At 63.8% G+C, this 25,280-nt stretch carries 17 protein-coding genes; 6 read left to right on the top strand and 11 right to left on the bottom strand.

Features of this window, described 5'->3' with window-relative positions; genetic code table 11:
• Positions 1 to 273: 273 nt before the first annotated feature.
• The 4 genes from HPY44_13340 to HPY44_13325 all read right to left on the bottom strand — a co-directional run bounded on the left by HPY44_13340 (position 274) and on the right by HPY44_13325 (position 5,561).
• Positions 274 to 2,625: a hypothetical protein gene (locus HPY44_13340; GenBank protein ID NSW56989.1), complete on the bottom strand. Its 2,352-nt coding sequence runs from the start codon at positions 2,623 to 2,625 to the stop codon at positions 274 to 276.
• Positions 2,622 to 3,371 (bottom strand): PEP-CTERM sorting domain-containing protein, encoded by a 750-nt coding sequence (locus HPY44_13335; protein NSW56988.1) that lies wholly within the window; start codon positions 3,369 to 3,371, stop codon positions 2,622 to 2,624. Before HPY44_13335 ends, HPY44_13340 begins: the two co-directional genes overlap by 4 nt.
• 8 nt (positions 3,372 to 3,379) lie before the next feature.
• Positions 3,380 to 4,417 carry a Gfo/Idh/MocA family oxidoreductase gene (locus HPY44_13330; GenBank protein ID NSW56987.1) on the bottom strand — a complete coding sequence of 346 codons (1,038 nt, stop codon included), beginning with the start codon at positions 4,415 to 4,417 and terminating at the stop codon, positions 3,380 to 3,382.
• 106 nt (positions 4,418 to 4,523) lie between these two features.
• Complete coding sequence (locus tag HPY44_13325) at positions 4,524 to 5,561, bottom strand: aldo/keto reductase (GenBank protein NSW56986.1); 1,038 nt, start codon at positions 5,559 to 5,561, stop codon at positions 4,524 to 4,526.
• Between the two features lie 179 nt (positions 5,562 to 5,740).
• Between HPY44_13325 and HPY44_13320 the strand changes: the two genes are divergently transcribed.
• The 3 genes from HPY44_13320 to HPY44_13310 all read left to right on the top strand — a co-directional run bounded on the left by HPY44_13320 (position 5,741) and on the right by HPY44_13310 (position 12,622).
• Positions 5,741 to 9,079: a hypothetical protein gene (locus tag HPY44_13320; GenBank protein ID NSW56985.1), complete on the top strand. Its 3,339-nt coding sequence runs from the start codon at positions 5,741 to 5,743 to the stop codon at positions 9,077 to 9,079.
• A 151-nt stretch (positions 9,080 to 9,230) separates the two neighbouring features.
• A complete protein-coding gene (locus HPY44_13315; protein ID NSW56984.1) occupies positions 9,231 to 11,525 on the top strand; it encodes a hypothetical protein in 2,295 nt (764 codons plus the stop codon).
• A 41-nt stretch (positions 11,526 to 11,566) separates the two neighbouring features.
• Positions 11,567 to 12,622, top strand: a complete 1,056-nt coding sequence (locus HPY44_13310) for a DUF2961 domain-containing protein (GenBank protein ID NSW56983.1) — start codon at positions 11,567 to 11,569, stop codon at positions 12,620 to 12,622.
• Between the two features lie 159 nt (positions 12,623 to 12,781).
• Here HPY44_13310 and HPY44_13305 read toward each other — a convergent pair whose 3' ends face one another.
• The 6 genes from HPY44_13305 to HPY44_13280 form a co-directional block, all read right to left on the bottom strand.
• A complete protein-coding gene (locus HPY44_13305) occupies positions 12,782 to 13,036 on the bottom strand; it encodes a DUF5320 domain-containing protein (protein ID NSW56982.1) in 255 nt (84 codons plus the stop codon).
• Between the two features lie 66 nt (positions 13,037 to 13,102).
• Entirely contained in the window at positions 13,103 to 13,738 is a 636-nt protein-coding gene (locus HPY44_13300) for a NifB/NifX family molybdenum-iron cluster-binding protein (protein NSW56981.1), read from the bottom strand.
• A gap of 49 nt (positions 13,739 to 13,787) precedes the next feature.
• Positions 13,788 to 14,066: a hypothetical protein gene (locus HPY44_13295; GenBank protein NSW56980.1), complete on the bottom strand. Its 279-nt coding sequence runs from the start codon at positions 14,064 to 14,066 to the stop codon at positions 13,788 to 13,790.
• 315 nt (positions 14,067 to 14,381) lie between these two features.
• Positions 14,382 to 16,664, bottom strand: coding sequence for a hypothetical protein (locus HPY44_13290; protein ID NSW56979.1), 2,283 nt, complete (start codon positions 16,662 to 16,664; stop codon positions 14,382 to 14,384).
• A 16-nt stretch (positions 16,665 to 16,680) separates the two neighbouring features.
• Entirely contained in the window at positions 16,681 to 18,003 is a 1,323-nt protein-coding gene (locus tag HPY44_13285) for a DUF1501 domain-containing protein (protein NSW56978.1), read from the bottom strand.
• A 61-nt stretch (positions 18,004 to 18,064) separates the two neighbouring features.
• Complete coding sequence (locus HPY44_13280) at positions 18,065 to 19,633, bottom strand: DUF1553 domain-containing protein (GenBank protein ID NSW56977.1); 1,569 nt, start codon at positions 19,631 to 19,633, stop codon at positions 18,065 to 18,067.
• Positions 19,634 to 19,930: 297 nt separating this feature from the next.
• Here HPY44_13280 and HPY44_13275 point away from each other — a divergent pair, with 297 nt between their 5' ends.
• From HPY44_13275 to HPY44_13265, 3 genes are read left to right on the top strand one after another with little or no spacing between them, the layout of a single operon-like run.
• Positions 19,931 to 21,376, top strand: coding sequence for a phenylacetate--CoA ligase family protein (locus tag HPY44_13275; protein ID NSW56976.1), 1,446 nt, complete (start codon positions 19,931 to 19,933; stop codon positions 21,374 to 21,376).
• Complete coding sequence (locus HPY44_13270) at positions 21,373 to 22,347, top strand: flippase-like domain-containing protein (GenBank protein NSW56975.1); 975 nt, start codon at positions 21,373 to 21,375, stop codon at positions 22,345 to 22,347. The genes HPY44_13275 and HPY44_13270 overlap by 4 nt, the downstream gene beginning before the upstream one ends.
• On the top strand, positions 22,344 to 23,579 hold the full coding sequence (locus HPY44_13265; protein NSW56974.1) for a glycosyltransferase family 4 protein: 1,236 nt from the start codon (positions 22,344 to 22,346) through the stop codon (positions 23,577 to 23,579). Before HPY44_13270 ends, HPY44_13265 begins: the two co-directional genes overlap by 4 nt.
• Here the strand turns inward: HPY44_13265 and HPY44_13260 are convergent.
• Entirely contained in the window at positions 23,558 to 25,141 is a 1,584-nt protein-coding gene (locus HPY44_13260) for a hypothetical protein (GenBank protein ID NSW56973.1), read from the bottom strand. The two genes, HPY44_13265 and HPY44_13260, sit on opposite strands and share 22 nt — an antisense overlap.
• Positions 25,142 to 25,280: the final 139 nt, after the last annotated feature.

The following is a 25,280-nucleotide window of genomic DNA, read 5'->3' as shown; positions in this document are numbered from 1 at the left end:
TTCGAACAGGCGCACGTGCCGTTACACTTGAGGAGGCGGTGGTCGCGTGAGCATGGGTGCTGACCTGGGACGACGCAGGAAACGTCACGGGAATCTGTGACCCGGACTGTGGGAAGCCATACGAAGAGAGCGGGGTGTTTTGTGCGTTAGCACCCTTTGTGTACGATGGCAGCTGCGTCCAGATCCAGCGCGACGACCTCGGCATCTGGCGATGAGTTTTCGAGGCCGGCACATGACGGTTCGTCAAAGGGCATGGGGTGTTTGACTACCCCCTCACCCCTCGTGCTTTGTGCGCTCGATGATATGGTCCTGAAGGGGCTTGTCCACCAGCCGGAACTCCTGGCTGAAGCCCGACACCCGCACGATGATGTTGCCGTAATGCTCCGGGTCCTCCTGGGCCTGACGCAGGCGTTGGGCGCTGACCACGTTGAACTGCATCTGGCCCACCCCGGCGTCGATCGCCGCCCGCAGGACCTGCATGAACTTGCCTCGGCCCTCCCCTTCGAAGAACGAGGGCGCGAGTTCGATGATCGCCGAGCTGCTCCCGGCGGCCTTCTCATGGGGAATGCGGGACAGGGAGTTGAAGAATGCGGTGACTCCCTGGCGGTCGCGGCCCGCGGTGGATGACAGGCTGTAGGCCAGTGGCTCGTGGGCTTTGCGGCCGTCCGGGAGGGCAGCGGTTTTCATCCCGCAGGGGTTCACATTCCACAGAAACGAGAACAGATGGGCGTGGAAAGTGCCGCCGAACCACGTCCTGAGCGAGCCCACGTGATCGCAATAGTGCCCGGCTACCCGCGCAGCCCATTCGTCCACTTCCGGGCAGTCATTCCCGTATTTCTCCGCGCGATTGAGCAGCATGAGCCGCAGGGGTTCGCAGCCTTCGAAGTTGGCATCCAGAGCGTCCACAAGTTCCTGCATGGTCAGCGCGCCCTCGCGAAACACCAGTTTCTCTACGGCCCAGAGTGAATCCGCGACGTTTGGGATGCCGATGGCAGAGACCGAATGGTAGTTGTAGATTGCACCCCCGGCGTTCATCTCGCGCCCGCGGGCGATGCAGTCGTCGGTGAGGATCGAGTGGTACACCTGGGGCCAGGTGTGGATCTGATCCAGTTGGCCGCAGTTGGAGATGAAGGCACCTACGCGGTTCACGTGCTCGGCCTGCAGGCGATAGGCTTCCCAGAGGTCCTCGATGCAGGTGAACTCCGCCGGATCGCCGGTGCGCGGGCCCACCTGGAGGCCTGTGAGCGCATCGACGCCATTGTGCAGGGCAAGCTCCATGCACTTGGCGAGGTTGGTGTTGTGGCTCACGGCATGAGGGCACGCCCGGCCGGGAATCGTGACCTCGACGCAGCCGATGATGGCGTAGTTCCGGGCATCTTCGAGGGTGATGCCCTTGTCCACAAGCGCGGGCACGATGGCCTCGTCATTGAAGAAGAATGGGACGCCACCGCCGCGGCTGAGCACGTCCACTGCGTCATCCAGGAGGGCGTCGGGCGTCCCCCGATGCACCCGCACAGACAGGCAGCGCACGAGGCCGAGCTCCCGTGTGGCCCGCAATGCGAGATGGCTGATCAGGTTGGTGGCGTCCGAACCGTCGGCAAGTTGCCCGCCCACCTGCATCTGCTGGACATCATAGGCCCGCCAGAGCTTGAGCCACAGGTGCTTGAGCAGGTTCAGCGCGCCGGTCTCGTCCAGCAGCCCGGACTCAATGTCCGCCTGACAGTAAGGTCCGAGAATCTGGTCGATGCGGCCAATGGAATTGGCGTTGATGTGGTCCTCGGCGCAGGTAATGATATGCGCGAACCACAGGGCCTGGATGGCCTCTCGGAGATTGCGCGCCGGCTTCGCGGGGACCTGATCACAGGCCTCTGCGATGCCCAGGAGCTCCTCGCGGCGCACCGGGCAGTCGCAGGCCGTCGCGAGCTCGCGGGCCCTCTGCGCGTACTTGCGGCCGATTCCGGCGCAGGCGCAGGCCACGGTTTTCGCAGCACGCAGGAACACCTCGCGCTCCAGGTCTTCGGGCTCTTCAATGCGCAGCCCGGCCAGTTGCTCGTCGATTTCGCGCTCAATCCCCTCGAACCCGACGCGCAGGACCTTGGCAAAGTCCCGCACGCTGTGGTTCAGAGATTTGCCCCAGCCGAAGATGCAGCCCGCCTCTTCCGCAAGGCGCACTTCTTCGGGTTTTGGGGGGATCGGTCCGGGCATTGAGAAGAGGTCAGCGCGGCCGCGCAGGGCGAGGATCTCCGCCTTCGCCCGATCGCACAGGGTGGTCTTCGCCAGTTCGGTTTCCAGCTTGTCGAAGGCCGACGCGAAATGGTGCGGGTACATGTCCGGAAAGTCAATGCACCCGTCAATGCCGGGCTCCTCACCGAAATGGTGAGTGCCCACGATGATCTCGTCATCCTCGATCAGGGCGGGGTACAGTTCCAGGGTTTTCGCGAGGCCGGCTGCTCGGCGCTGGATGAGTGGTCGCGATTCGTTCTCCAGTGCGCCTCTACAGAAACCGAGCAGCCGCCATCCCGTGGGCGTGCGCGGGCCTTCGAGCATCCGGGCCTTGAGGCGCTCGAGGAGTTGGGTGTTGCGTTCGTGGGTGAGATGTGCCGGGTCGTGGGCGACTTGGGTCATCTAATTGTGGCTCCCGTGTCTGCGCCGCGGGCTGAGTGCCTGCGGGCGATGAGGGCAAGGGCTGCAAGACCCGCACCAACCAGCGCGAGGCTGCCCGGTTCTGGTGTCTGGTAAGTCAGATTGTCAAAATACGCTCCGGTTTCTACAGGAAGGCTGTCAAAGCCCTGCCCGTGGTACTCGAACCGGGTGATGTAGTGGCCGGCGGGGGCGCTGACGGAGAGTGTGTCGCGCCATTCACCATCGGTCATCAGGTCGGTCGCGCTGCTGCCGTCATCGAACCAGGCCACGACGTAGGCATTGTGCCCTGTGCTGGGGAAGTTGAGCGATGCCACGATGGAGACATTGCAGACCCCCGCATTCAGGAAGTCCACGTACCCGTAAGCCCAGTCGTCCCTGAATATGCGCCAGTTGCGCCCGATGGAGGAGCGGAAGCTCACCACGTTGGGCGCAGTGACCCAGTGGTTGGCATGTGCGCTGTTGCCCACGTACCCGCCGGGAAGGATGCTCTCTCCCTCATACGTGGTTCCGGGCGCGCCGTAGTTGCCGGATGCCACGCTCCCGAAACTCAGGCCCCAGGGAGCATACAGGGCCGTGATCTGGGTGCCCGTGACAATGCTGTTGCCTGCTGTATCGTGGTCGAAATCCACCAGACTGAAGCAGTGACCGGGAACGCACCACCCAAGCAGCGGCACGAGCAGACACAGTCCGACCATCATGCTCCCTGATCGCAGTCTCGGTGTGCTCATCTGCGCCTTCAATCCCCGACGAGCGGCAGCCTGACCGGTTCACCGCCGTTGGCCGCGGACATGTCCACAGCGATGCAGACCTCGTGGGTTTTTACCGCATCCTCGATGTCCGGGCACGGGCGGGTGTCCGTGAGAATGGCATTGACCATGTGGTCAATCTCGCCCTCGAAGGGGTGATGCTCTACATCGCCGCTGTCGGGCTGCACGCCGGGCACTTCGGTCCACCCGTTGGCAGCCGGGAGCAGTTTCTTTGACCACACGCGATTGCCGCGAATGGACCCGTCCCGACCCATGATATCAATGTTGAACTGGTATGGCATTACACAATCCACGGAACTGGAGATCTTGCCCACTGCACCGTTGCTCCACTTGACCGCTGCGACCACAGTAGCCGGGTACTCGTACCGGTCGTCCCAACCGCCGGCATACCCGGCAACTTCCACGATCTCCAGCCCGGTCAGCCAGCGGATCGCGTCCACCGCATGGCAACCGCCGAAGAGAAAGCTGCTGCCCCCGGTCTCGATCTTCCGCGCCCACTCCCAGCCCGAGTACCAGTCGCTGACACCGTGCCAGTAGTCCGCTTCGGCATAGAACACATCGCCGATGGCCCCTGCCTCCATCAGCGCCTTGGTGTTCATCAGGCCCGGGTTCCAGTGGAGGACGAAACTCACCAGGCTCTTCACGCCGCTCTCACGCACGGCATCGCGGAGCTCGCGGATCCCGTCCACGCTCATGGCCATAGGCTTTTCCATGATCATGTGTTTGCCTGCGGCAGCCGCCTTGACGCCCTCGGCAACGTGTAGATGATTCGGCGTGCAGATGGACACAAGCTGCACCCGATCGTCGGCCATCAACTGGTCATAGTCCGTGTAAACGCTGATTGCATCCGGGTCAAGGCCCGCAGCGGCGGCTACATTGCGCGCCGAGGACTCTCTGCGGCTACCAACGGCAACGACTTCGCAGTCGGCGTGCTTCACGTAGGCCTTCAGGTGCTCGCCGGAGACCCAACCGGCGCCCCAGATTGCGCATCCGAGCTTCTCAGACATCGTTCTGGTTCCTCCATGCAGTGCGTTGCGAATCAAGAATTCGCTCCGGCCGGGGCCTGAGCGGCTCGTCCATACTTTCCCCCAGAGGTGCCGGCAGTCCTTCCGGCTAGGGCGGCGTGATCTCCCCATCCGGGTCCCAGAGGTCTTCCCAGTCTTGCCCCTCCTTCCACAGGAAGACCTGGCCCTTGATCAGCCGGCAGTTGCGGTCGATGCCCGCGATGGCCGCCATTTCCTGGTCCGTCAGCGGATCCTCGCAGATCGCCCGGATGCTGGCGAGATACTGGTGGCGCTTGATCGAGAACGGGATGGGGATCTGCCCGCGCTGGACGGCCCATTTCACGCAGATCACCGCCGGGTGCACACCGTGCTGCTGGGCGATGTCGACAATCACCGGGTCTTCGGTGGGCGAGGTGTCTTCCGGTGTGCGGTCGCGATCCGGACGATTCGGCGAGCCGATGGGGCAGTAGCCGATGGGCACGATGCCGTTGGCCTTTACGTACTCGAACAGTTCGGGCTGTTGGAAATGGGGGTGCAGTTCCATCTCGTTGCAGGCGGGCTTGATGCGCGCATCCCGCAGGAGCAGGCGTAACTTGGGCACGGTCATGTTGGAGGTGCCGATGTGCCTCACGAGCCCGCGATCCACGAGTTCCTCCAGCTTCCGCCATGTCTTCATGTAGCTTTCGTGGATATAGGGTTTCGCATCGGCGGAGCGCGAACTCACATCACAACCGGGCGGGTGGAAGTTGGGGAAGGGCCAGTGGATCAGATACAGGTCCAGGTAGTCCAGACGCAGGTCGGCAAGTGACTGCTCGAAAGCCGGGATCACGTCCTCCTCGCCGTGCTTGTCGTTCCACAGTTTGGAGGTGACCCAGAGTTCCTCGCGCGGCACGCCGCCCTTGATGACGGCCTCAAGCGCTTCGCCTATCAGTGCTTCATTGCCGTACACTGCAGCACAGTCAAAATGCCGGTAGCCGACGCTGGCGGCACCAAAGACAGCCTCGGCGATCTGCTCGCCGGAGAAACGGTCGGAGCCGAAGGTCCCCAGGCCGATGGCGGGTATCTGCGCGCCGGTCCAGACCGTGAACTTTGGGACGAGGGCGGGGTCCACCGCGTCCTCGGCGATCCTGAATGGCGTTGCGGGCATGGCTTGCTCCTTTCGCGCACAGTCTGCCGAGCAGTCCGAAGAAGCCCGGGCGGCAAAAGTGTTCCTCGTCCACGGAGCGAGACCTCCCGGCCTCACTCGGCCCAGGGAGCGGAGGGCGGAAGGCCGGGCGTGGGGAACCTTCCAGCCAACGCAATCCATCGCCGCACGGAGGACCGTCTATGAGCGCGCTTCGCCTTCCCAACGTTCTGTTGTTGCTCGCCTTTGCTTCAGCCACTCCAGCGCAGAATCTCGTAGTCAATGGCGGGTTCGAGAAGCTATACCCCATCGGTCTGGATGCGGAGGGCAAGGCCAGCGGCTGGACGCTTGCCGATCCGCCCCGTCTGCCCGAGAATTGGACGCTGAACAGCGCGTACACCGGGCACTTCGAGATCGGCACGGAGGGCGCCCATGGCGGCGCGTCTTTCGTGCGCTTGACCTCGCCCGAAAAAGGCACCGCGCACCTGTACAGCATGCTGCAAGGCCTGGCGGCCGAGAAATGGTACCGGGTTACGCTCTGGGCGCGCGGCGGGCCTTTCAACGTCCATTTCTACGAGTACTATCAGAACGCGCCAATCGGCGGCCAGACCATTATGGCCGGCGAAGCGACCGGAGGCTGGCGGCAGTTCAGCGCCCTGTACATGCCTGCGGGAGACGGCTATCTGCGTTCGGCGCTGGCAATCTACCCGTCGCCCGGTCACTGGGTGGAGGTGGATGATGTGTCCGTGGAACCGATTGACTTGCCGGAAGGTGAGCAGGGTGGCGCGGACGTGACCTTCGAGACGAAGACCTTCCGGCTGAGCTTCACCCCCAACTGTCTGCTCAAGGAGTTCACCGATCTTGCGTCGGGCGAGCAGTATGCCGGGGCCCTCCCGGTGCCGGTCTTCCAGGTAGTCCGCAGCGGAGCGACGATCCCCGCCCGGACCGTGCGCGCTCAGGGCAACAGGCTGGAGATCGGCTTCATCGATCCGGACATCAGGGCGAGTGTGGACGTTTCGGTCCGCGGTCACCACCTGCTGTTCACTCTCGTCTCCATTGAGCCGGAGAGCGTCTCACAGTTCGAGATTCAGTTCCCGCTGAGACGCCTTGAGAAGACCGGATTCGCCCTGAACGGCACCTTCGACGACCGCTTCGGGGCCTGCATGTTCGGCACAACTGTGAACACCTTCAACCAGCCCCAGGCCCGCAGTTCTCAGGTCTTCGCGCCGCGCTCGATCTGCACGCGGGAACACGGGATGGTCGGTACCTCCTTCGCGCTTGCCGCCGCGCCGCGCGAGGCGTTCTTCGAAGCGATCATGGAAGCCCAGCGTGAGAATGGCCTGCCCTGTCCGATGCTGGACGGCCAATGGAACCGGGTCTCGGATGCCGCCCGCAAGTCGTATCTTTTCGCAACGGGTGTGGTGATGGATGACATCGACACGCTCATCGAATACGCGAAAGTCGGCGGATTCGGCACCATCATCTTCCTGAAAGACTCGTGGCTCGCCAATCATGGGCATTTTGACACGAACACGAAGAACTTCCCGCGGGGATTGGAAGACGTGAAGGAAGCGGTTCGCCGGATTCACGCCGCTGGTCTGGATGCCGGCGTGCATGTATTCGGTCCGTCCATCAGCCCCGGCGACCCGTACATCACGCCGGTCCCGGATCCGCGCCTGGCTTCGGTGAAGTGCCCGCCACTGGCGGAGGCGCTGGATGAGACAGCGACCACGATCGCGCTTGCTGAAGCTCCGCCACTGCCGCCGAATGGCCCGAGGAGCATAGCCTTCCCCGGCTCTTGCATCCAAATCGGCGATGAGATCATCCAGTACACTGATCAGGTGGAACCGGGGGCACCCTACCGGATGCTCAACTGTCGGCGCGGGGCATTCGGGACGAAAGCGTCCAGTCACCCCGCGGGAGCCGAGGTCAAGGGGCTGCTGTCCATGTGGGGCTTTTTCCTGGTGGACCCCGACAGCACTCTCGTGGAGGAAATGACCGGCAACTTCGCCAGGGTTTTCAATGAGTGCAACCTTGACTTCGTTTACTTCGACGCCAGCGACGGGATCATCGAGCCATACCTCGACCGCTGGTACTACCTGAATAAGCTGCACAAGGGGTATTGGGACGGTTTCGGGCGCGACGTCCTCTACCAGACCAGCAACGGGACGGGCAGCAACTTCACCTGGCATATCGTGCCGCGGAGCGCCTCGGCAGACGGCCACGGGGACATCAAGGGCTACCTGGATGACCGGTGGCCGGCCATTCTGGGTATGGAGAGCAATCTCACCAAGGCGGACATCGGCTGGTACTACTGGTTCAGAGACTGCCGGCCGGACCAGATCGAGTATGTCTGCGCGAAAGCCCTCGGTGTGGATGGCTCTATTTCTGTGGAGACTTCGCGCGAGGCCATGGACCGACTGACGCAGACGCGCCAGTTGTGGGAGACCATCGGCCGCTGGGAGCGCTGTCGGGCTGAGAAGCATTTCGGCGAAGCAATTCGGGCGAAGCTCCGGGAGCCCAAGAAGGACTTCCGGCTTTTCGGCGAAGGCGATGGAGACTGGACGCTCTACCGTGCAGCGTACGAGGAGCCGCGGCTTCTCGACCTGCTCGACGGGGTGGGCAATGTCTGGACCATCAGGAACGATCTGGACACGCCCTGCGACCTGGGCGTCGAGCTGGTCCTGGGCGTGCGTCCGCGCGGCACGGGCCAGGACTACCAGCATGAGAATGCGGTGACGATCGAGGCCTTCGACGACGCCGCACCTTTCAGGATGAGCGAGTGGAACGATTTCGAGAAGTTCGTGCAGGGCGGGGAGAAGAAGCTCACGGAGAACGGTCCGGTGCGCGCTGATGTGGCCCAGTCCTTCGAGGTAGTGCCCGATGCGCGACAGGGCTCCGCCTCCCTGAAGTATGATGCCACGAACTCCGGCGGCCCCGGCGGCTGGGGCGGCATCGGCAAGCGTTTCCAGGCGCCCGTTGACCTGTCCGGCTTCGAGGGCATCGGGCTATGGGTGAACGGCGACGCAAACCAGGAGATCTTGCGCATACAGTTCCGCGACAGCGCCGGCCGCAATCTGGACTTCACGCCGGTGGTCAACTTCAAAGGCTGGCGAGTGCTTGTCTTCGAACTGCCGAAAACCGGGCCATTCGACCTGACGAAGGTAGAATACCTGGTGCTGTATTTCAACAACCTGTCGCCCAACTCGTCAGCGAGTGTGATGTTCGACGAGCTTCGCGGTCTGCCAGAACTTACCGAACCGGGTGGCCTTGTGAACCCAGTACTGCGAGTGAACGGCCGCGAAGTGAGGCTTCCGATCAGTCTGAACCAGGGACAGGCATTCACGGTAGCAGGCCCGGACGGAGCGACGCTCTGGCCCGGAGGCATGGTACCCGGCGAGAAAGTGGCCCTGGATACAGCGGCCCTGCGTCTTGCACCGGGAGAGAATCGAGTGGAGCTTGCGCTCCCCGATGGGCAGCCATTCCCGGGCGATCTGCAGGTCTTGCTTTACCGCCTGTGGCCGCTGGAGGCAGTTGAGTAGGCGCGAGTCCGTGCCCCGGGTTGAAACCCGGGGGCTTTGGGCCTGCGGCCGGGCGTCCTGCCGGACGCGGTCTGTGGTCACCTGAGAGCGACGTCTGTTGCCGGTCGCTGGCACCAAGCGACTACCTTGACCCTGTTTCTGGAGGCCGTGAATGCCGTCGCGATTGATGCTTCTCCCCGTCTTCGGTATGTTCGCGCTTGCGTCATCCTGTCTCGCGCGTGATCTCTATCGCAGCAACCTGGAAGCCGTCCCTGACGGCTCCTGGAGTGTGCCCGGCCTGAAACTCGAGTCCGGCCAGTTCACCGTGCGCGACGGTTGGCTGGAAGTACGCAGTGACAGGTCAAACCCCGTCATCCGCCTTGATGCAACCCACGACGGAGACTGCACCTTCCGCGCCACAGTCCGCGGCGCTCAGAATTGCCACTGGGCAGGGCTGGTCGCGCGCGGAGTTTATCGTCTGGAGATCAATCGCCAGTTCGTCCATCTCGCACTGATGCGGCTGGTCGGCAAGGAGTGGCAGACCGTTGCGAAGACGCCCGGCCCGCTGGAGTACGTGCGAAATACCCAGCAGTTTGAGATGCGCCTGGTGATCCACGGCAACCGGGTCATGGGCTTCCTGGATGATAAGCAACTCATAGACTTTGCGGACCCCGACCCGGTCGCTCCCGGCGGTGAGTTCAGCCTGGTGAGCGGCTGGGGGACTCAACTTGCCTGGCAGGGCATTTCGCTCAGCGACGAGCTGGACACCACCCAGTGGCGCATGGACAGTCTTCCGCAGCGCTGCGATCCGGGACTGATTGAGGTCGTGCGAGTGCGCGGAGATTCCCCCGACAACGTGTACTTCGAGGCAGAGTCCCCGGGCTTTACCGTGACCGTGCGCAATCCGTCGGATGAACAGCGTGACCTCTCCCTGCGCTGGCGCGTGATCGACGTGCGCGGCCGGGAGGTCGCTCAGGAGGGAAAGGAGGTTACACTTGCGCCGGGCGCATCACGAGAACTGGAGTTGAGGGCTTGCGTCACCCGGCGGGGCTGCTTCAAGGTGGCGCTGGATGCGGGTGTGAGCGCGCGAACCATGAACTGGGTGGAGGATGTCGGCAGCTTCACCGTGGTTCCGCGAGAATTGTATGACCGCCCACGAAATCCAGACTCCATCTTCGGCGGGCACATGGATGGCATCAATCTCGAATGGCACCTGCAGGCGGGCCGGAAGATCGGCATCCAGTGGGCGCGCTGTCACAATATGATGCAGTGGACGTGGTGGACGCGGATCCAGCCCAACGGGCCGGAAGAGTGGATCTGGGGGGATGAGGCCCAGGCGCTGGTGGACCGCCTCGGTTTCAGTACGCTGGGTCAGTTCCTGTATGTTCCCGATTGGGCCTCTTCGGCCCCGCCCGGTGATACAGGCCGGCGCATCGCAAGCCCGCCGAAAGACTGGGACCAGTTCGCCCGGTATGTGCGGGAGACGGTGAACCGCTACAAGGGGAGCATCCATGTCTGGGAGGTCTGGAACGAGCCGCATTACAGCGGCTTCTGGCGCGGCACGCCTCAGGAGTATGCCAAGCTCATTGAGATCGCGCACCGCGAGGCGAAGGGGGCGGACCCGACCTGCATGATACTGGGAGGCGGCGGGGTGCACCCGCGGTCCATGGACTGGATGCGGGCGATGCTGGAAGCCGGTGGCGGCAGGTTCATGGACGGTTTCTCCATTCATTACCTCGAACCCGACTATGCGCGGGAGATCATGCCCAAAATCCGCGCACTTCTACGCGAGTACGGTGTCACCGGGCCCGTCTGGAATTCCGAGGAGTCCGTGCCCAGCACCAGCTTCCTGGACCAGCTGCGCGCCGACTATCTGGACAGCGATGCGCGGTACCACTATCGCAATGCCTGCCATGAACTGGTGCGGACGTACATGGAGAACCTCGCCAACGGCATCGACCGGATTTTCTACTACGACCAGGCGGATCCGTGGCGATTCAGGGCCTTCGACAAGCCGCGTACGGAAGGCATTCGCCCCGTGAACAACGGCATGTGGGATGAAGGACGGATGTACAAACCCATTGCCGCCGCCCATGCGGCGCTCGCGCTGGTTATTGACGGCAAGCGCTACGTGTCCCGCCTGGACCGCAACGCCATGCGGGTCTTCTTCTTCGAGGGCGACGACTCCGCCACGGCGGTGCAGTATGCGGAGTTCCCGCGGCATGACCAGCGGACGGCTCTTGCCCTGGACTTGTCCGAAGATCTTGCCGGACGCCTGACCGTCGTGGATTTCATGGGCAACGAGGCGCCCGTCGAAAAGACCGACGGGAGGCTGAAACTGCCCTTGTCTCGCGAGCCGGTCTACCTGGTATGCAAAGGTGATGGCGCGTGGAATGCACTGGAGACGATCTATCGCTCAGCTCAGGTCGGAGAACCTGAAGGTGACGCGACCGTCCCGGAGAATTGAGCTACGGCTCGCGAGCGAATACCTGTAGAAGGAGACAAGCTATGAACCCCCACAGCTTTCAGTTCGGTCTTGGCGGAGTGTGGCAACTGTCGGATGCGAAGACGCGGTCAATTTGCGCGGAGAACCCTGATGGCTCGCCCGGAGCCGGTGCGCGGGAGGTCCCGCCGCCCGGTGAAGGCCCGGCCGGCTGGCTCGGCAAAGGCTGGAAAGTGCGGCCCTGCATCACTGTGAAAGCGGGGGAGACCGCCACGTTAGCGGACATCAAAGGCTCTGGGATTATCCAGCATATCTGGATCACGGTCACCGAGAAGGCTTACCGGGACTGCGTCCTGCGGATGTACTGGGACGGAGACGACACGCCTTCGGTGGAAGTGCCCCTGGGTGATCTGTTCTGCTGTGGCCACAGCCTGCGGGTGAAGATCAACTCGCTGCCCATCGCAGTCAACCCCAGCGGCGGCTTCAACAGCTACTGGCCGATGCCCTTCAAGTCAGGCGCTCGCATCACCGTCGAGAACCAGCGGTGGGAGGACATTGGCGGGTTCTTCTACCAGATCACCTACGCAGAGACGCCGATGCCCGATGACATTGCTTACTTCCACGCCCAGTGGCGGCGTTCCATGGGGACCCGGGAGTACCCGGAGCACGTGATTCTGGATGGCGTCAGGGGCAAAGGGCAGTACGTGGGGACCTATCTCGCGTGGACCCAGCTTTCCGACGGCTGGTGGGGCGAGGGCGAGATCAAGTTCTACATGGATGGGGACGGGGATGACCCCACAATCTGCGGCACCGGCACTGAAGACTACTTCGGTGGTGCCTGGGGCTTCGGCGACACATTTTCGACAGCCTTCCTGGGCTATCCGCTGTGGCAGCGTGAGGACACGCGAGTGCCCAAACACGGCCTGTACCGCTGGCACGTCATGGACCCCATCCGATTTGATCAGGACCTCAAGGTGACCATACAAGAGCTGGGTTGGTGGCCCAACGGAAAGTTCCAGCCACTTACGGATGACATTTGCTCCACCGCCTACTGGTACCAGACGCTGCCGCACGCGGCGTTCCCCCAGTTGCCGGAGCCCCACGAGCGCTGGAGCCGGTGAGCGATCCGGGGACCTTAGGCCTCCGCGTGGAGCAGGCGTCTCGCCTGCTGCGCCACCGGCCGATGGTTGCGCGAACAGAAGAAGAAGGGGCGCTCGTTTTACCCGCGAGCGCCCCGCCTACTCCAGCGTCTTCAGTTCACCCCATGCAAGGGATCGCTGCTACCAGCGCCCGCGACCCATACCGCGGCCGCGGCCCCAGGCCATGCCCATCCCGCAGGGCCCAAGGCCCAATCCGCGGCGGAGATATGGGTTCGGAAGCATGGTGTTGGGCATCATACCGGGCGCGATCGGGTACCCGCCATAGACGGGGTACCTGGGATAGCCCATTGACTGGGCATAACCGGTACAGAAACCCCGGCCGCCACCGGTCATCGGTCCCATTCCACGCGGTCCAGTGCCATCGAATCCTGGCATTGTTACGCACCTCCGTTCTTTCATGATTGCATTCCCGTTGCGGTTGGCAGCGGGAGTTTGTGTTGTTCAGTTGTTCGAGCGGCCGGGCAGCCGCCGGCTCAGTTCGGAGACCTGCTCCTGTAGCGTCCGAACAGTGTTGCGCAGAGCGTCTATTCCAGCGGGCTCTTCACCGGGTGAGGAGAACCGCCTGCGTCCGCCTCCACCCGCGCCGCCGCGGCCCATGCCTCCGCCCATGCCTCCGCCCATGCCACGTCCCCCGCCCATGCCACGCCCTCCGCCCATGCCACGTCCTCCGCCCATGCCCATACCGCCGCCGGGCTGCCCGATCCCCGGTGCGCCGCCCATGCCGGACTTCGCCGCCGTGGTTGCGGCCCCAACCGGCTCCAGCTGCCCGGCCTTGTAGGCGTCGATCGCCTGACGGACAGACCCGCCGGACCAGGAGTACAGCTGAATCCCGCCTTGCGACAGCGCCGTGAAAGCGTTGGGGCCGTAGTTCCCGGCGATGACTGCTTCCGCGCCTGCGTCGGCCACCATCTGGGCGGCCGCAATTCCCGCGCCCGACCCCTGCGCCGCCGCCGTGTTCTCCAGCGCCTCGAACTGCAGCGTGTCACTGTCCACGAGCACGAAGTAACGGCATCGTCCGAAACGCGGATCTGACGCTGCTTCCAGATTGTCTCCTGTGGCTGATACTGCGATTTTCATGGTTTTACCGTCCTCTCTCGGGACCAGTCGTGTTGCGGCCCCGCATCGCTCACTCGTCCTGTTCAACCTTGTCCAGTGCATCCAGCCTGTCCGCGATGAAGGCCAGTTGATCCGCGATGGCCTCGAGCTGCATCGCGATCATGTTGCGCTCTGCTTCCACCGGCGAGAAGCCCAGGCCTGCCATCGGCATCTGCACAGGCCACGACTGAGCTGCTGACTGCCCCATGAAGTACGGGGCGCACGGAGGCATGCCGCCCCACCCGGGGCTGTAGCCAAACCTCAACCAGCCAGGCAACCCGGTTGCGTAGTACATATTGCGGTTTCTCATGGTTCCACCTCCGATTTTCTTGGTGAACATCTATATGTCTAAAACATATATAGCACAAATGAGGTTCCGAGTCAACGGGACTTCTCGCAATCTGGATGGAAAGAGAGAGCATGCAGACGGGTAGCGTTGGCTTTCTCGTATGGGAGGGGAACGATGGCCGGACGGCGGTCTCCGGCAGGTGGCGCATTGGCTGCAGGCACGGTTTCCGGGTAGGGTTCGGAACCCGCTGCCAGCCCCCCAATGTGTGCGGCGCCCTCTGTCCCGGATGAGGGCGAGGGCGCCTCGTTGGCTTGGATGGTATTGCTCGCGATGCGTCTATCCGCCGGTGACCTCGAAGGGCACCGCCGGCAGGTAGCCCAGAGAAAAGCGGCGTTTCTGCTTCTTGCCTTGGCCGCCGGGGGCCTGCAACTCCACTTCGGCGAAGGCCTCGAGGATCAGGTTGCCTGTCGTACCTGTCTTCAGCTTCTCGCCATCCGCCCTGACTACGAGTTCGAGCCCGTTGTTCCGCCGCTTGACCTCCTGCACCGAAAGCCCATCGGGCGGTTCGCTGAGGTCAACCTGAATGCTCTGCAGAGCGGGCCCGGCGGGAATGATCACGTGCACGGCGGCATTGCCCCCAGCGGGAATGCGAAGCGGTCCCGCGCCAGCCAGCGCAATGGGAGGCGCGAACCGGCGCGTGGGATTGACGTGCCCGACCATTGCCTGAGATGGCACCAGGTGACGGTATGCGAACGCCTGCATCATGTCTTGACTGGGAATTGCAGGCACGGTAATCATTTTGCCGCCGATTTGCGCGCTGCCAGCAACCTGAAGGACGAACTGGCTTCCCTGAAGTTCGAAGGCCGCATCCAGGGTCATTCGCACCCTGTCACATCCGGCAGGTATGCGTCCTCCACTGAGCGTCAGGGCTGGGGGGGCTCCCATCAGCGCCAGGTCGATCGCTCCATCAAAACCGTCTTCCCGCAGCGCGTAGACGCAGACCGGCGCGGATCTTCCAGCGTTGATCGTCACGCTGGCAGGAGCGATACGCAGTGAGAATCTTGGCTTCGGCGGCCCGATGTGCAGGCGGTATCCATACTCCGAGCCACCGTGGGATTGGGCGTCGGCCAGGACGGCGCAATAGGTTCCGTCTTCCGTTGGCGTGAAGCTCACGCGGGAGTCGGCATGATGGGTGATCAGGCCGGTGGACTTGTCCTCGTGATCATCGTTGAGCGCGAGCACATGGCCCGCATTGTTGGTGATACGCAGGAGCGAGTCGAGGGGCGATCCAAGTCGTCTCGCGTACACCTCAACCACCACAGTCTCGCCCCTGGTCGCGTTGAACCGGAAGGCATCGCGTTCGCCGGGCTTTTCGATGCGCCCGTTGATGATGCACGGCGGTTTGGCGTTCGCGGCACTCGACTCCTCGATCTCGGGCAGGTCACTCACCTGGTAAGGGACCGGATTGGACACACCGCCACCGCACTGCCAGGCGCCAACGCGGACCGTCTCAATGCCCGGCGCGGTGTCGAGGACTACGCTGTCCCACGGGAGGTTCCAACCCTGCGCCGAGACAACGGTCTGGGTCCCCACGCGTGCGCCCAGCGGGAAAATGGACGTGATGAACGGGTGTTCACCCAAGCTAATTCGGTAAACGAAATCCTCGCGCCCGCGGTAGATTGAATCGCGGATCTCGACGCAGTATTCTCCGTCCCGGGGGACTTCGTACATGATCACCGGGTCGGGGTTGAAACGGTAGTCGTCAGTGAAGGCGACTTCCCTGCCTGCAGCGTCAAAGAGAGCCAATGTCGCCTGGAACCAGCCCGGGACCGCATCGGCGAGGTAGGGGATGAGCCGCCGCGCCTGGGCCTCAATCACGAGTCTCTGCCCTTCCCGGGCTGAGAACCGGAAGCGGTCCACGTCACCTGGCATGATCTGGCCGTTGAGTACGACCGGCAGCGCAAGCGCCGTCTGGGCAGGTGCTCCGGGTTCATTGGGTTCTTGCTCCAGCGCCTCGGGAGCATTGCCGACCTGGAACCACAGCGGGTTGGTGAGGCCCTCGCCAGTAACGATCCGCAGTTCGCGGTAACCGGGAGGAGCATCGGCATCCACGGTGACGTCCATGATGACCTGATCGGCGATCTGGGCATTCTGCTGGCGTTTTGGGTCGAAAAGCTTCCTGCGCAGCTCGTCCAGCTCCTTGAGGCTCTTGGTCTCCAATCCGCGCAGCAGCGGGTGGTCGGGAAGCTCCGGCAGTTCCTCTTCCGGCTTATCTTCTGTGCCGTCTCGCCGCGGGGGAAGGTTCTGAACGGGGATGCCCGCCTCGGCCATTCGTTTCTTCACCAACGCCCGGATATGCTTGGCGATGTCGCCCAGCTGGCCGTTGTTCAGTGCCCGGACGTACTCCACCACAGACACTCTCACCCCGGTGCCGACCACAATGACGCTGCTTGCGCCGCGCAGGTTCTGGCCGCCGGCGGTGACGCGCACGGTAGTCCCTTGCTGCGCACCAGCGGGGTAGAGGTATCCGATGCCCGGGGGGCCTCCGGGGGGCTGGCCCCAGGCGTGCGCTGCGAAAAGCGCCATCGCGCCGAGGATCACAGGTCTGAAGCGTTGCATTGTACTGCCCCCATCGTCACATGATCTCAGTCAGCCGTCCCTTGCCCTTCGAAGGGAGGGTCAAGGGCAGGGCCAGTCCGCGTGGGTTCGGCAGCGGTCCGTCCGGGTCGATCCCCATAAGCTGATATATGCTGCCCAGGAGGTCCTGCGGGTAGACAGGACGCTCGGCGACGTGCTCGCCGGTGGCATCCGAAGCGCCAACAACCTGCCCCCCTTTGAACCCTCCGCCCGCAACCACAACGCTGAAGCAGGCGCCGTAGTGTCCTCGGCCTCCGTTCCAGGGTGCTTCCCACTGCACCCTCGGGGTGCGGCCAAATTCGCCCCCCCACCACACGATGGTGCTGTCCAGCAGGCCCCGGTCTGCAAGGTCCTGCAGGAGCGTGGCCATTCCCCGATCCATCTCCGGGAGCTTCCGGCGCATGATCTCGAAATGCTGCTTGTGGGTGTCCCAGCCCTTGTAGTTGATTGTCACGTAGGGCACCCCGAGCTCCACCAACCGGCGCGCGGCGAGACACGACTGCCCGAAGGTATTCCGACCGTAGCGGTCGCGCAATTCGTCAGTCTCGGTGGACAGGTCGAAGACCTTCCCGGCGTCACCGAGAATCAGGTCATAGGCCTTCTCCTCGCACTGTTGGAGCTTGGCGAAACGCGGATCGGCGGGCATCGCCTTACCGAGAGTGTCGAGGGTATGCAGCAGCTCGCGTCGGTCCTTCTGCCGTTCGTCACTGACGCCGGCCGCAATAACACCGGCCACCTCGAAACGCTTCTGGTTGGGGTCTCCCCCGGTGGCAAAGGGCTTGTAGATTGGCCCGAGAAAGCCCGCCTCAGAGAATCGGCCCTGAGGTTCGGTGAGCACAATGTACGGCGGGATCAGCCCCTTGTAGCCGTGGTCGTAGCCCTTCATGAGCGAGACCACCGCTCCCAAGCAGGGGAAGACCAGCCCACCACCGGGCTCGCGGCCCGTCTGCATGACATACGAGGCGGTCTCGTGGGCGTTTATTCCGTGGGTCATGCTGCGGATGATGGCGTACTTGTCCGCCTGCTGGGCAAGCAGCGGCAGGGACTCCCCGATCTGGATCCCATCCACGTTTGTGGGGATCGCCTTCGCGAGAGAACCGCAGTACTCATAACCCGCGGAAGGCTTGGGGTCGAATGTATCCAGGTGCGACGGACCGCCCCACATCCAGATCTGGATGATCGACTTGGCCTTCGCTGGAGTTGCCCCGTCTTGCGCCCAGGCCCTCCGCGGCCCGCCCAGAGCAAGGCCGGCCGCTCCCAGTGCTCCGAGTTTGAGCATCTCCCGCCGGCTGATCGCGCCTTTAGAAAGGTTCCTGGTCATGTTGGCTCTCCCGCGTTCTGTCTCGTGCCGGCTGCCTCGCGGCCGACCCGGGAACCGGCCATCAGTGTCGGTAGAGGAACTCCGTGGTGTTGATGAGCGCCCAGAAGATGTCCTCTGCGGCTTGCCGCATGTTGATTCCCTGTGCCTCAAACCTCCGACTCGCCGCGGACATTTCGGTCGGCGTCGGATGGCGCGACAGGACCGCCAGGTAGATGCCGTCAACAACTGCCGACCTGTTCCACCGCGACTGCATGAGGATCGCCGTCAGCACCGGACTGCGGGTCACCTTCTGGTGGATGTCGGTAGAGTTGAGCAGGTGTAGGCGCTGGGCGTCGGACGGCTCGTTGTTGCGCTCGGATTCCAGCCCGGTGTCTCGCGCGGGCCGCCCGAACATCTCCAGAAACTGGCTGGTGATGCTGCCGTCGGCCAGGGCGATGGTCCGCTGCTCCTCCGGGATGTACGTGAAAGGTTCGGGGATCGGGCTGGAGTAGCTTTCGCGGTCTCCACCCAGTTTGCAGAGGGCGTCAACCAGCACCTCCGCATCAAGCCGCCGCACCGGATAGCACGCGAACAGATTCTCCGCGTCCGGGTCATCGCTGCGGCTGATGCAGGATTGCTGGTAAGTGCGCGAATTGAGGATGATTCGGTACAGATGGCGCAGGTCGTACCCTGATGCGGCCAACTCTTTCTCCAGGTATGCCAGAAGCTGTGGGTTGACCGCGGGGTTGTCCGGGCGGATGTCGTCTGGTTCGTGGATGATGCCGCGCCCCATGAACCACGACCAGACGCGGTTCACCACCGCTCGCGCGAACCATTCATTATCCGGCGCAAGGAGCCAGTCGGCGAACACCACGCGCGGATCTTGACCTTCGGCGATGGTGACCCGCGTGCCGTCCGGGAGCGTGGCGTTGAAGGCGCCGGTCTTCTCCGGGTCAGGCTGGATGATCTCCTCTTTCCACTCCGCGGTTTTCTTGTAAGCGATTCTGGAGAAGAAGGCCTGCATATTGGCGCGGTCGGCCTCGGGCCATGTGTTCAGCCGAGTGCCCATGAACGTCAGCGCGACGGCCTGGGCGATTGCTTCCGGGTCGCGCCCCTGGATTGCCCGGTAGAAGTTGACCTGCGGCACCCGGAAGTTGCTGCCGCTGGATGTCAGAAGCTCCCGGGCGAACTGGTCGTAGGGCATGTTGGTGCGAACTGCGTCGTGTATCCACCGGTGGTAAGCCTGAACTGCGTTGGGCCACAAGTTGATGGGGAACTCGGCCTTCACGCGCAAAATGTCACACCACTTCAGCGCACGGTAGTCGGCGAACTCATTGCGGGTGAAGAGGGACTCTATCAGACGCCGGCGCTTATCGGCCGATCCGTCGCCGAGAAACACCCGGACCTCCTGGGCGTCGGGGAGGGTGCCGATCACGTCCAGGTAGACGCGGCGAATAAAGACGGCGTCCGAGCAGGGGTTAGCCGGCTCAATGCCCCGCTCGCGGAGGGCACCCAGGACCAGTTCGTCCAGCTCTGTCATCGGAATTGGCCAGTCGCTGCGTTCGAAAGGGTATGTGACCTGGGCGTCGATTGCCTGGGAAGACAGGAAACAGAGCGTCACAGCAAATGGCAGGAATGTGGTCCTCATCATTTGCGCGTGCATCCCCGTTGTGATGTGCGGCCCTGCCCCCACCCGGGACTTCGATGCGTTACGGACGAAAGCATACCCGTCGATGTTCAGCAATCCGCAATCGCTTGACGCAGGCATTCGGTTTCGCCCGGGCGGAGAGGCTGAGCGTCTGCCCGAAAAGGTGAAGGTCTGAGGAGGTCCGCGGCTTGAGGGGAAGGAATAGCGCCAGGCGTGAGGAGTGTAGGGCCCGGGGAGCAGATGCCTTCGCACTTCGCCCTGGACGCCCCTTCCCCACTTAGCGGTCGGGAGGCCAGTTCTGTGCCAGATTTGTCAGGCCATCAGGAACCCAGGCGTAGGTGGCCCCTGCCAGGCCGAGTGCACCAGTATGGCCTGCGCATGGCCACGGCTGTCTCCTACCAGCTGACCGGCACGCATCGGGTCATCGCTGAACTCAACCGGTGCTGCACGCTGTCCGCCGCGGAACTCGAGGCCATATCGATGGCGCGCCTGCGCTCCGTCCTTGCTCATGTCTTCGAGTTCGCACCGTGGCACAGGGCCATCGCGGAGCGGGAGCAGCTCACGCCGGAGATGTTCCAGCATTACGAAGACCTGCGCCGCCTGCCGTTGATGTCCCGGGAAGACGTCCAGGCGAACCTGGAAGAGATGCGCTCCTCGCAGCCGCCGTTTCTGCCCGTGAAGCGTGAGACAACCGCCGGCTCGACCGGCCAGCCGGTCATCATGTATATCGACTCGAACCATGTGCGCACCAATTGGGGCATCAAGTCGTGGCACTATGAGCTCTGCGGGTATCGGATCGGCGAGCCGGTAGCGGTCCTCACCGGGTCAAGGCTCTCCACCGAGGTCTCCGACAACCGCAAAGCGCGGGTGCGGGACCGCCTCCTGCGGAACGCAATCCTCCTGGACTTCCACGGAATCACCCGCGAAGAGCTGTTCTCGGGACACGAGCGTTTGCTGAAGCATGACCCGACGCTGTTGTTCGCTTTCCCCCGGTCACTCACGCTATACTCCCAGTTCCTGCGTGAGACCGGGCTGGCGCGGCCCAATCCGCGCGGAGCACAGGTCACCGGCGAGCCGCTCATGCCCGAAGAGCGCGAGTTGTGCGAAAATGTGCTCGGTTGCCCGGTGTTCAACCGTTACGGGTGCCATGAGGTGGGGATGGTCGCCCACGAATGCCGCGAGAAGGACGGGCTACACGTCTCTCCGCTGGCGTGCATCGTGGAGATCGTGGATGAGAAGGGCGAGCCATGCCCTCCCGGCCAGCCCGGGGATGTGCTGCTGACCGGGCTGAACAACTATGCCATGCCCTTCATTCGTTACCGAGTGGGCGACATTGCGTCGTGGGCCGATGGGCCCTGCGCCTGCGGCTGGCAGGGGCCGCGGCTGAAGGAAGTGACGGGTCGCACCGGCGAGTTCGTCCGGTCTCCCGGCGGGAAGATCATATTCAGCACGGCGTTCTCCGGGGTAATGCAGGTTGCCGGCGGGGCTGCCGCGTTCCAGGTGGTACAGGAGACGCTCGAGGACATTACGGTGCGTTTCGTGCCTTGCGCAGGGGCGGATCCGGAAGCAATCAAGGCCAAGGCGCTCGAGCGCATCCACAGGCGGCTTGACCCGGGGTTCCGGGTTACCTTCGAAGTTCTCGAAAGCGAGATACCGCCCATGCCGTCAGGCAAACATCGGTTCGTGATCTCCAAACTGCAGGCCCCCGCAATCTGGGCCGGTGATAGCAGGGCAGAGGAGTCTTGAACGAGACAGACGTTCCCCGTGTGCGAACGCAGGTCAACTGGCCGAAGGCGGCCAAGGCCGCACTCACCCTACTGGTGTTCGCGGCGGTGCTGCTGCGCTTCCCGGCAGCCGAGGCGCTGGCAGCGCTACAGCGTCTTGATCCACTCTGGGTAGTCATCGGCACGGCCTGCATGTTGCTGGACCGGGTGGTATTCGCCACTCGCTGGCACCTGCTCTTGCGGCCCATCGGGGTGCGCCAGAGCCTGCTGTACAGTCTTTCCGTCGCGATGGTCGGCTATTTCTACGGCATGATCGCCATCTCCACGCTGGGTCTCGATGCTGCCCGTGTCGTCCTCCCCGCACAGCGCCACGGGGTCCGGAAGGCCGACTTGACCGCTTGCGTTTTTGTGGATCGTCTGGCCGGCGTCGTCGCGATCGCCACCATGGGGCTGGTGCCCCTGACCGCCGGTCAACAGGGAGCGATTCGCACTTCACTGCTGACTGTGACTGCGATGGGCGTGACGGGGCTGCTTTTTTTCGCCTGGCTCGCGACCCGCCAATCTCCGGTGATCGGCGTTCCGGGTGCGTTGCCGGCCCGGTGGCTGGACAGGGCGCGGGAGAGCGCGGTGCGCGCCGCGAGTCAGGTCATGCTGTACCGCAAGCAGCCAATGCTCCTGATCGCGGCGGTGTGTATTTCCTGGACAGGGATTCTCGTCGGCGGCGTGGGAATGTGGGCCTGGTGCCGGGCGCTCGGTGCAGATGTGACGGTAAGCGACGGGGTATCGACCAACATCATCATGACCGTCTTCGCGGCGATCCCCACCACCATTGGCGGGCTCGGGGTCGTTGAGGGCGGTTTTGTCGTCATTCTCGGCTGGGCGGGAGTGTCCCAGGCCGACGCTCTTGCGTTTGCGCTGGGGCGCCGGGCGGTGGGGACTGTCATCAACCTGCTCGGTGGGGCAGTGCAATTCGTCGGGTGGCACAAATCGTGACCGCAGCCCCGAAACAGACGACAGAGCCGGGTGACCGCCGATCCACAGGGGTCGGCACATTCAGCCCGGGTCGGGTCCTCGTGCTCAACTACGAGTTCCCGCCTCTCGGCGGGGGCGCAGGACACGCCACCTACTACATCACCCGCGAGCTGGTAAGCATGGGCTGGACGGTGGACGTGGTCACGGCCCACTGGGGCGACATTCTGCCTGAACGGCCCGACGGTGTCGAAGTCTTCTCGGTGCCCACCACTCGCAAGGGCATCCACTCTTGCGGGCTGAAGGCTGCGGCGCAGTACATCTGCCGGGCCCTGCCCGTGGTGAGACGACTGGCATCCGAGCGTCAGTACGACCTCACGCACTCATTCTTCAGCCTGCCCACCGGAGTACTCTCCCTGGACCTGTGGAAGCGTGCCCGCATTCCCTACGTGGTCTCGTTGCGCGGATCGGATGTCCCCGGGTATGATCCGGGACGCGACGGGCAACTGCTGCACCGCCTCTGCGCCCCCATCACCCGAAGGGTTTGGCAGCAGGCGGGCGCGGTCGTGACCAACAGCCCGGCGCTGAAGGAGCTTGCCGTCCGCTTCCTCGATATGCCCATGGACATCATCGGGAACGCAGTCGATATCAGCGTGTTCAGTCCGCCGGGCAGACCGCCAACCCGCGCCGAAGACGGCCTGCGGGTGGTCTGCGTGAGCCGCCTTATCAAGCGCAAAGGCGTCCAGCACCTGCTGGAGGCGGTTGCCCGGACGCCCGAAGTCGCGCGTCTGGACATCATCGGCAGCGGCTCTTACGAGGAGAATCTGCACGCCCTGGCACAGCAGCTTGAGCTTGGGGACCGCGTGCATTTCATCGGCCACGTGAAGCACCAGGAACTTCCCGCGATCTACGCCCGGTACGACCTGTTCGCCCTGCCCTCGATGGCCGAGTCTTTCGGCATCGTGTTCGCCGAGGCCATGGCCTGCGGACTGCCCATCCTTGGTGCGAATGAGGGCGGAATCCCTTCGGTCGTGCGTGACGGGATCGACGGGATTCTCGTGGAGCCGGCAGATGTGGACGGAATCTGTGATGCCCTGCGCTTCTTCGCAGCAGATGAGGATCGCCGTTACGAGATGGGCCGCGCGGGGAGACAGCGCATCGAGGAGCAGTTCACGTGGCAGCAGGTGGCGCGAAAGTATGAAGCCATCTACAACCGCGTCCGCAGTGCCGCCGCTCAGTCGGGTGCACGGCGGTAGATGAACAGCTTGCCGCCCAGAGTGCCCTCCGCGGTGGTCTCCAGACGGTACCCGGCGTCCAGTTCCTCCTGGATTGCCCGCCAGATCTCCGCGCCGCGGTCGTACCTGCCCGAGTTCAGCATCCAGTTCACAGAGTTGCTGGTATAGACCACGTAATCTGCCTCATCGCGCAACCACCGACGCATGATTTCCATGTTGTAGAAGAAGCGCGGGTCGACGCGCGCCGTGTCTTCGGTATCGCGGAAGGCAAAGAGCCCATGGGCCAGCGGCGGGAACATAACGCGACCGGCCTCCAGGAACATGTGGGGGTCATCGGTGGTGAAGACCATAGCTTCCGGGGGCACATGTGCGGCGATGACCTCTCCGCCTCTGTGGGCCAGTTGCAGGGCGGTCTCGGCCGGACGATTCAGGCGCAGACTGGCAGTGAGGGCAAACTGGACCAGCACCATCGCGACTGCCAGCATTGCGAGCGCGGTTCTCCCCGCTGGTGAGCGCGTCCAGGAGTACAGGAGCCCGAAACTCGCGGCCCCAAGCACGAGCAGGGGCGTCCAGACATAGATGTCCTGCAGGTAGAACAGGGGGCCGCTGTTGCGGAAAGCCACAAGGCCATGGCCCAGGGGATTGATCAGGACGATCCCCAACAGCATCAAATATGGTGCGAATGTCCGCGACGGGACTTTCCGGGCGCGGCCGGCAATCACGTACCACGCCGCGAGGATCAGCGGCCAGATCGCAAGCGCCAGGTATTCCCGACCCATCATCCGCACATAAGACATGACCGCGGGAACTGTCCAGATGTCGCCGTCTACATAGGGTGCCGGACCGGCTTCTTTGGCGGTCCCCAGCATCCCCATGCTGAGTGAACTGAGTACCGGGCCCGGCGCCATGATGGCGAAGGGGAGAATCACCAGCGCGAACACGCCGACACACAGGACCGCCGGTAGCCACCGCTGGGCCGCCGTGCGTCCAGTCCATGCAGCGTAGGCCATCCCGAGCACCGCGAATATGGCCAGGTCTTGGCGAACCAGCGTCACGCCTGCCGCCGCAATGGCCGCAATCCAGCGCCCGGCGCGACTGTCGGTCACGAGTCCCCAGACCATGACCATCGCAAAGAATGCCACCGGCGCGTGGGCGGTGGCCATGACGTGGCGGGTGAGCCCGCGGTCACTACCCGCAACCAGCCAGATGAGAAGAACCGCCGCCGCCGCGCCGCCGAGCCTGCGGGCCGCTACCGCTCCCAGGCCCACGGCGATTGTGGAGGAGATCAAGGACTGCCAGCGGCCCTCAACCAGCCCGGGCCCAAACAGCGCCTGCACCCAGCCGTACCAGTAATACGCCAGCGGGGGCACTTTCGCCCAGAAATCCCGATAGGGCGCAATGCCCTTCGCGCAAGCCAGCCAACCCTCGTACAGGTACCCGCCCTCATCGTAGTAGGTGCCGGCCGTGAGGAGACGATCAACAGCCACTGCGAGGGCGATGACGACGCCTGCGACCAGCAACCCGGTCAACAACGGAGAGAGCTGCTTTGCCCTGCATTCCTCGGGTCTGTGGTCCGTCTGCAATACCGTGCCTCCGTGGGTGACCGGTCCCGGCCGTCAACCCCGACGCTCCGCGTCCACGCGCTGAGGGTACAAAGCGCCCAATTCCTCGTCCTCCCGTCTTTTCCCTGCATGCAGCGCCGGGGGCTGTTTCGAACCAACG

It is taken from the genome of Armatimonadota bacterium (assembly GCA_013314775.1).
GTDB lineage: Bacteria > Armatimonadota > Zipacnadia > Zipacnadales > JABUFB01 > JABUFB01.
Note: the sequence above shows the minus strand (reverse complement) of the source record. Positions and strands in the feature narration are given on the sequence as shown.

Coding starts and splice junctions, on each gene's coding strand:
- HPY44_13325 (NSW56986.1), bottom strand. CDS start 5,561: ATGCCCGCAACGCCATTCAGGATCGCCGAGGACGCGGTGGACCCCGCC.
- HPY44_13300 (NSW56981.1), bottom strand. CDS start 13,738: ATGAAAATCGCAGTATCAGCCACAGGAGACAATCTGGAAGCAGCGTCA.
- HPY44_13280 (NSW56977.1), bottom strand. CDS start 19,633: ATGATGAGGACCACATTCCTGCCATTTGCTGTGACGCTCTGTTTCCTG.
- HPY44_13330 (NSW56987.1), bottom strand. CDS start 4,417: ATGTCTGAGAAGCTCGGATGCGCAATCTGGGGCGCCGGTTGGGTCTCC.
- HPY44_13285 (NSW56978.1), bottom strand. CDS start 18,003: ATGACCAGGAACCTTTCTAAAGGCGCGATCAGCCGGCGGGAGATGCTC.
- HPY44_13340 (NSW56989.1), bottom strand. CDS start 2,625: ATGACCCAAGTCGCCCACGACCCGGCACATCTCACCCACGAACGCAAC.
- HPY44_13310 (NSW56983.1), top strand. CDS start 11,567: ATGAACCCCCACAGCTTTCAGTTCGGTCTTGGCGGAGTGTGGCAACTG.
- HPY44_13320 (NSW56985.1), top strand. CDS start 5,741: ATGAGCGCGCTTCGCCTTCCCAACGTTCTGTTGTTGCTCGCCTTTGCT.
- HPY44_13335 (NSW56988.1), bottom strand. CDS start 3,371: ATGAGCACACCGAGACTGCGATCAGGGAGCATGATGGTCGGACTGTGT.
- HPY44_13295 (NSW56980.1), bottom strand. CDS start 14,066: ATGAGAAACCGCAATATGTACTACGCAACCGGGTTGCCTGGCTGGTTG.
- HPY44_13305 (NSW56982.1), bottom strand. CDS start 13,036: ATGCCAGGATTCGATGGCACTGGACCGCGTGGAATGGGACCGATGACC.
- HPY44_13290 (NSW56979.1), bottom strand. CDS start 16,664: ATGCAACGCTTCAGACCTGTGATCCTCGGCGCGATGGCGCTTTTCGCA.
- HPY44_13315 (NSW56984.1), top strand. CDS start 9,231: ATGCCGTCGCGATTGATGCTTCTCCCCGTCTTCGGTATGTTCGCGCTT.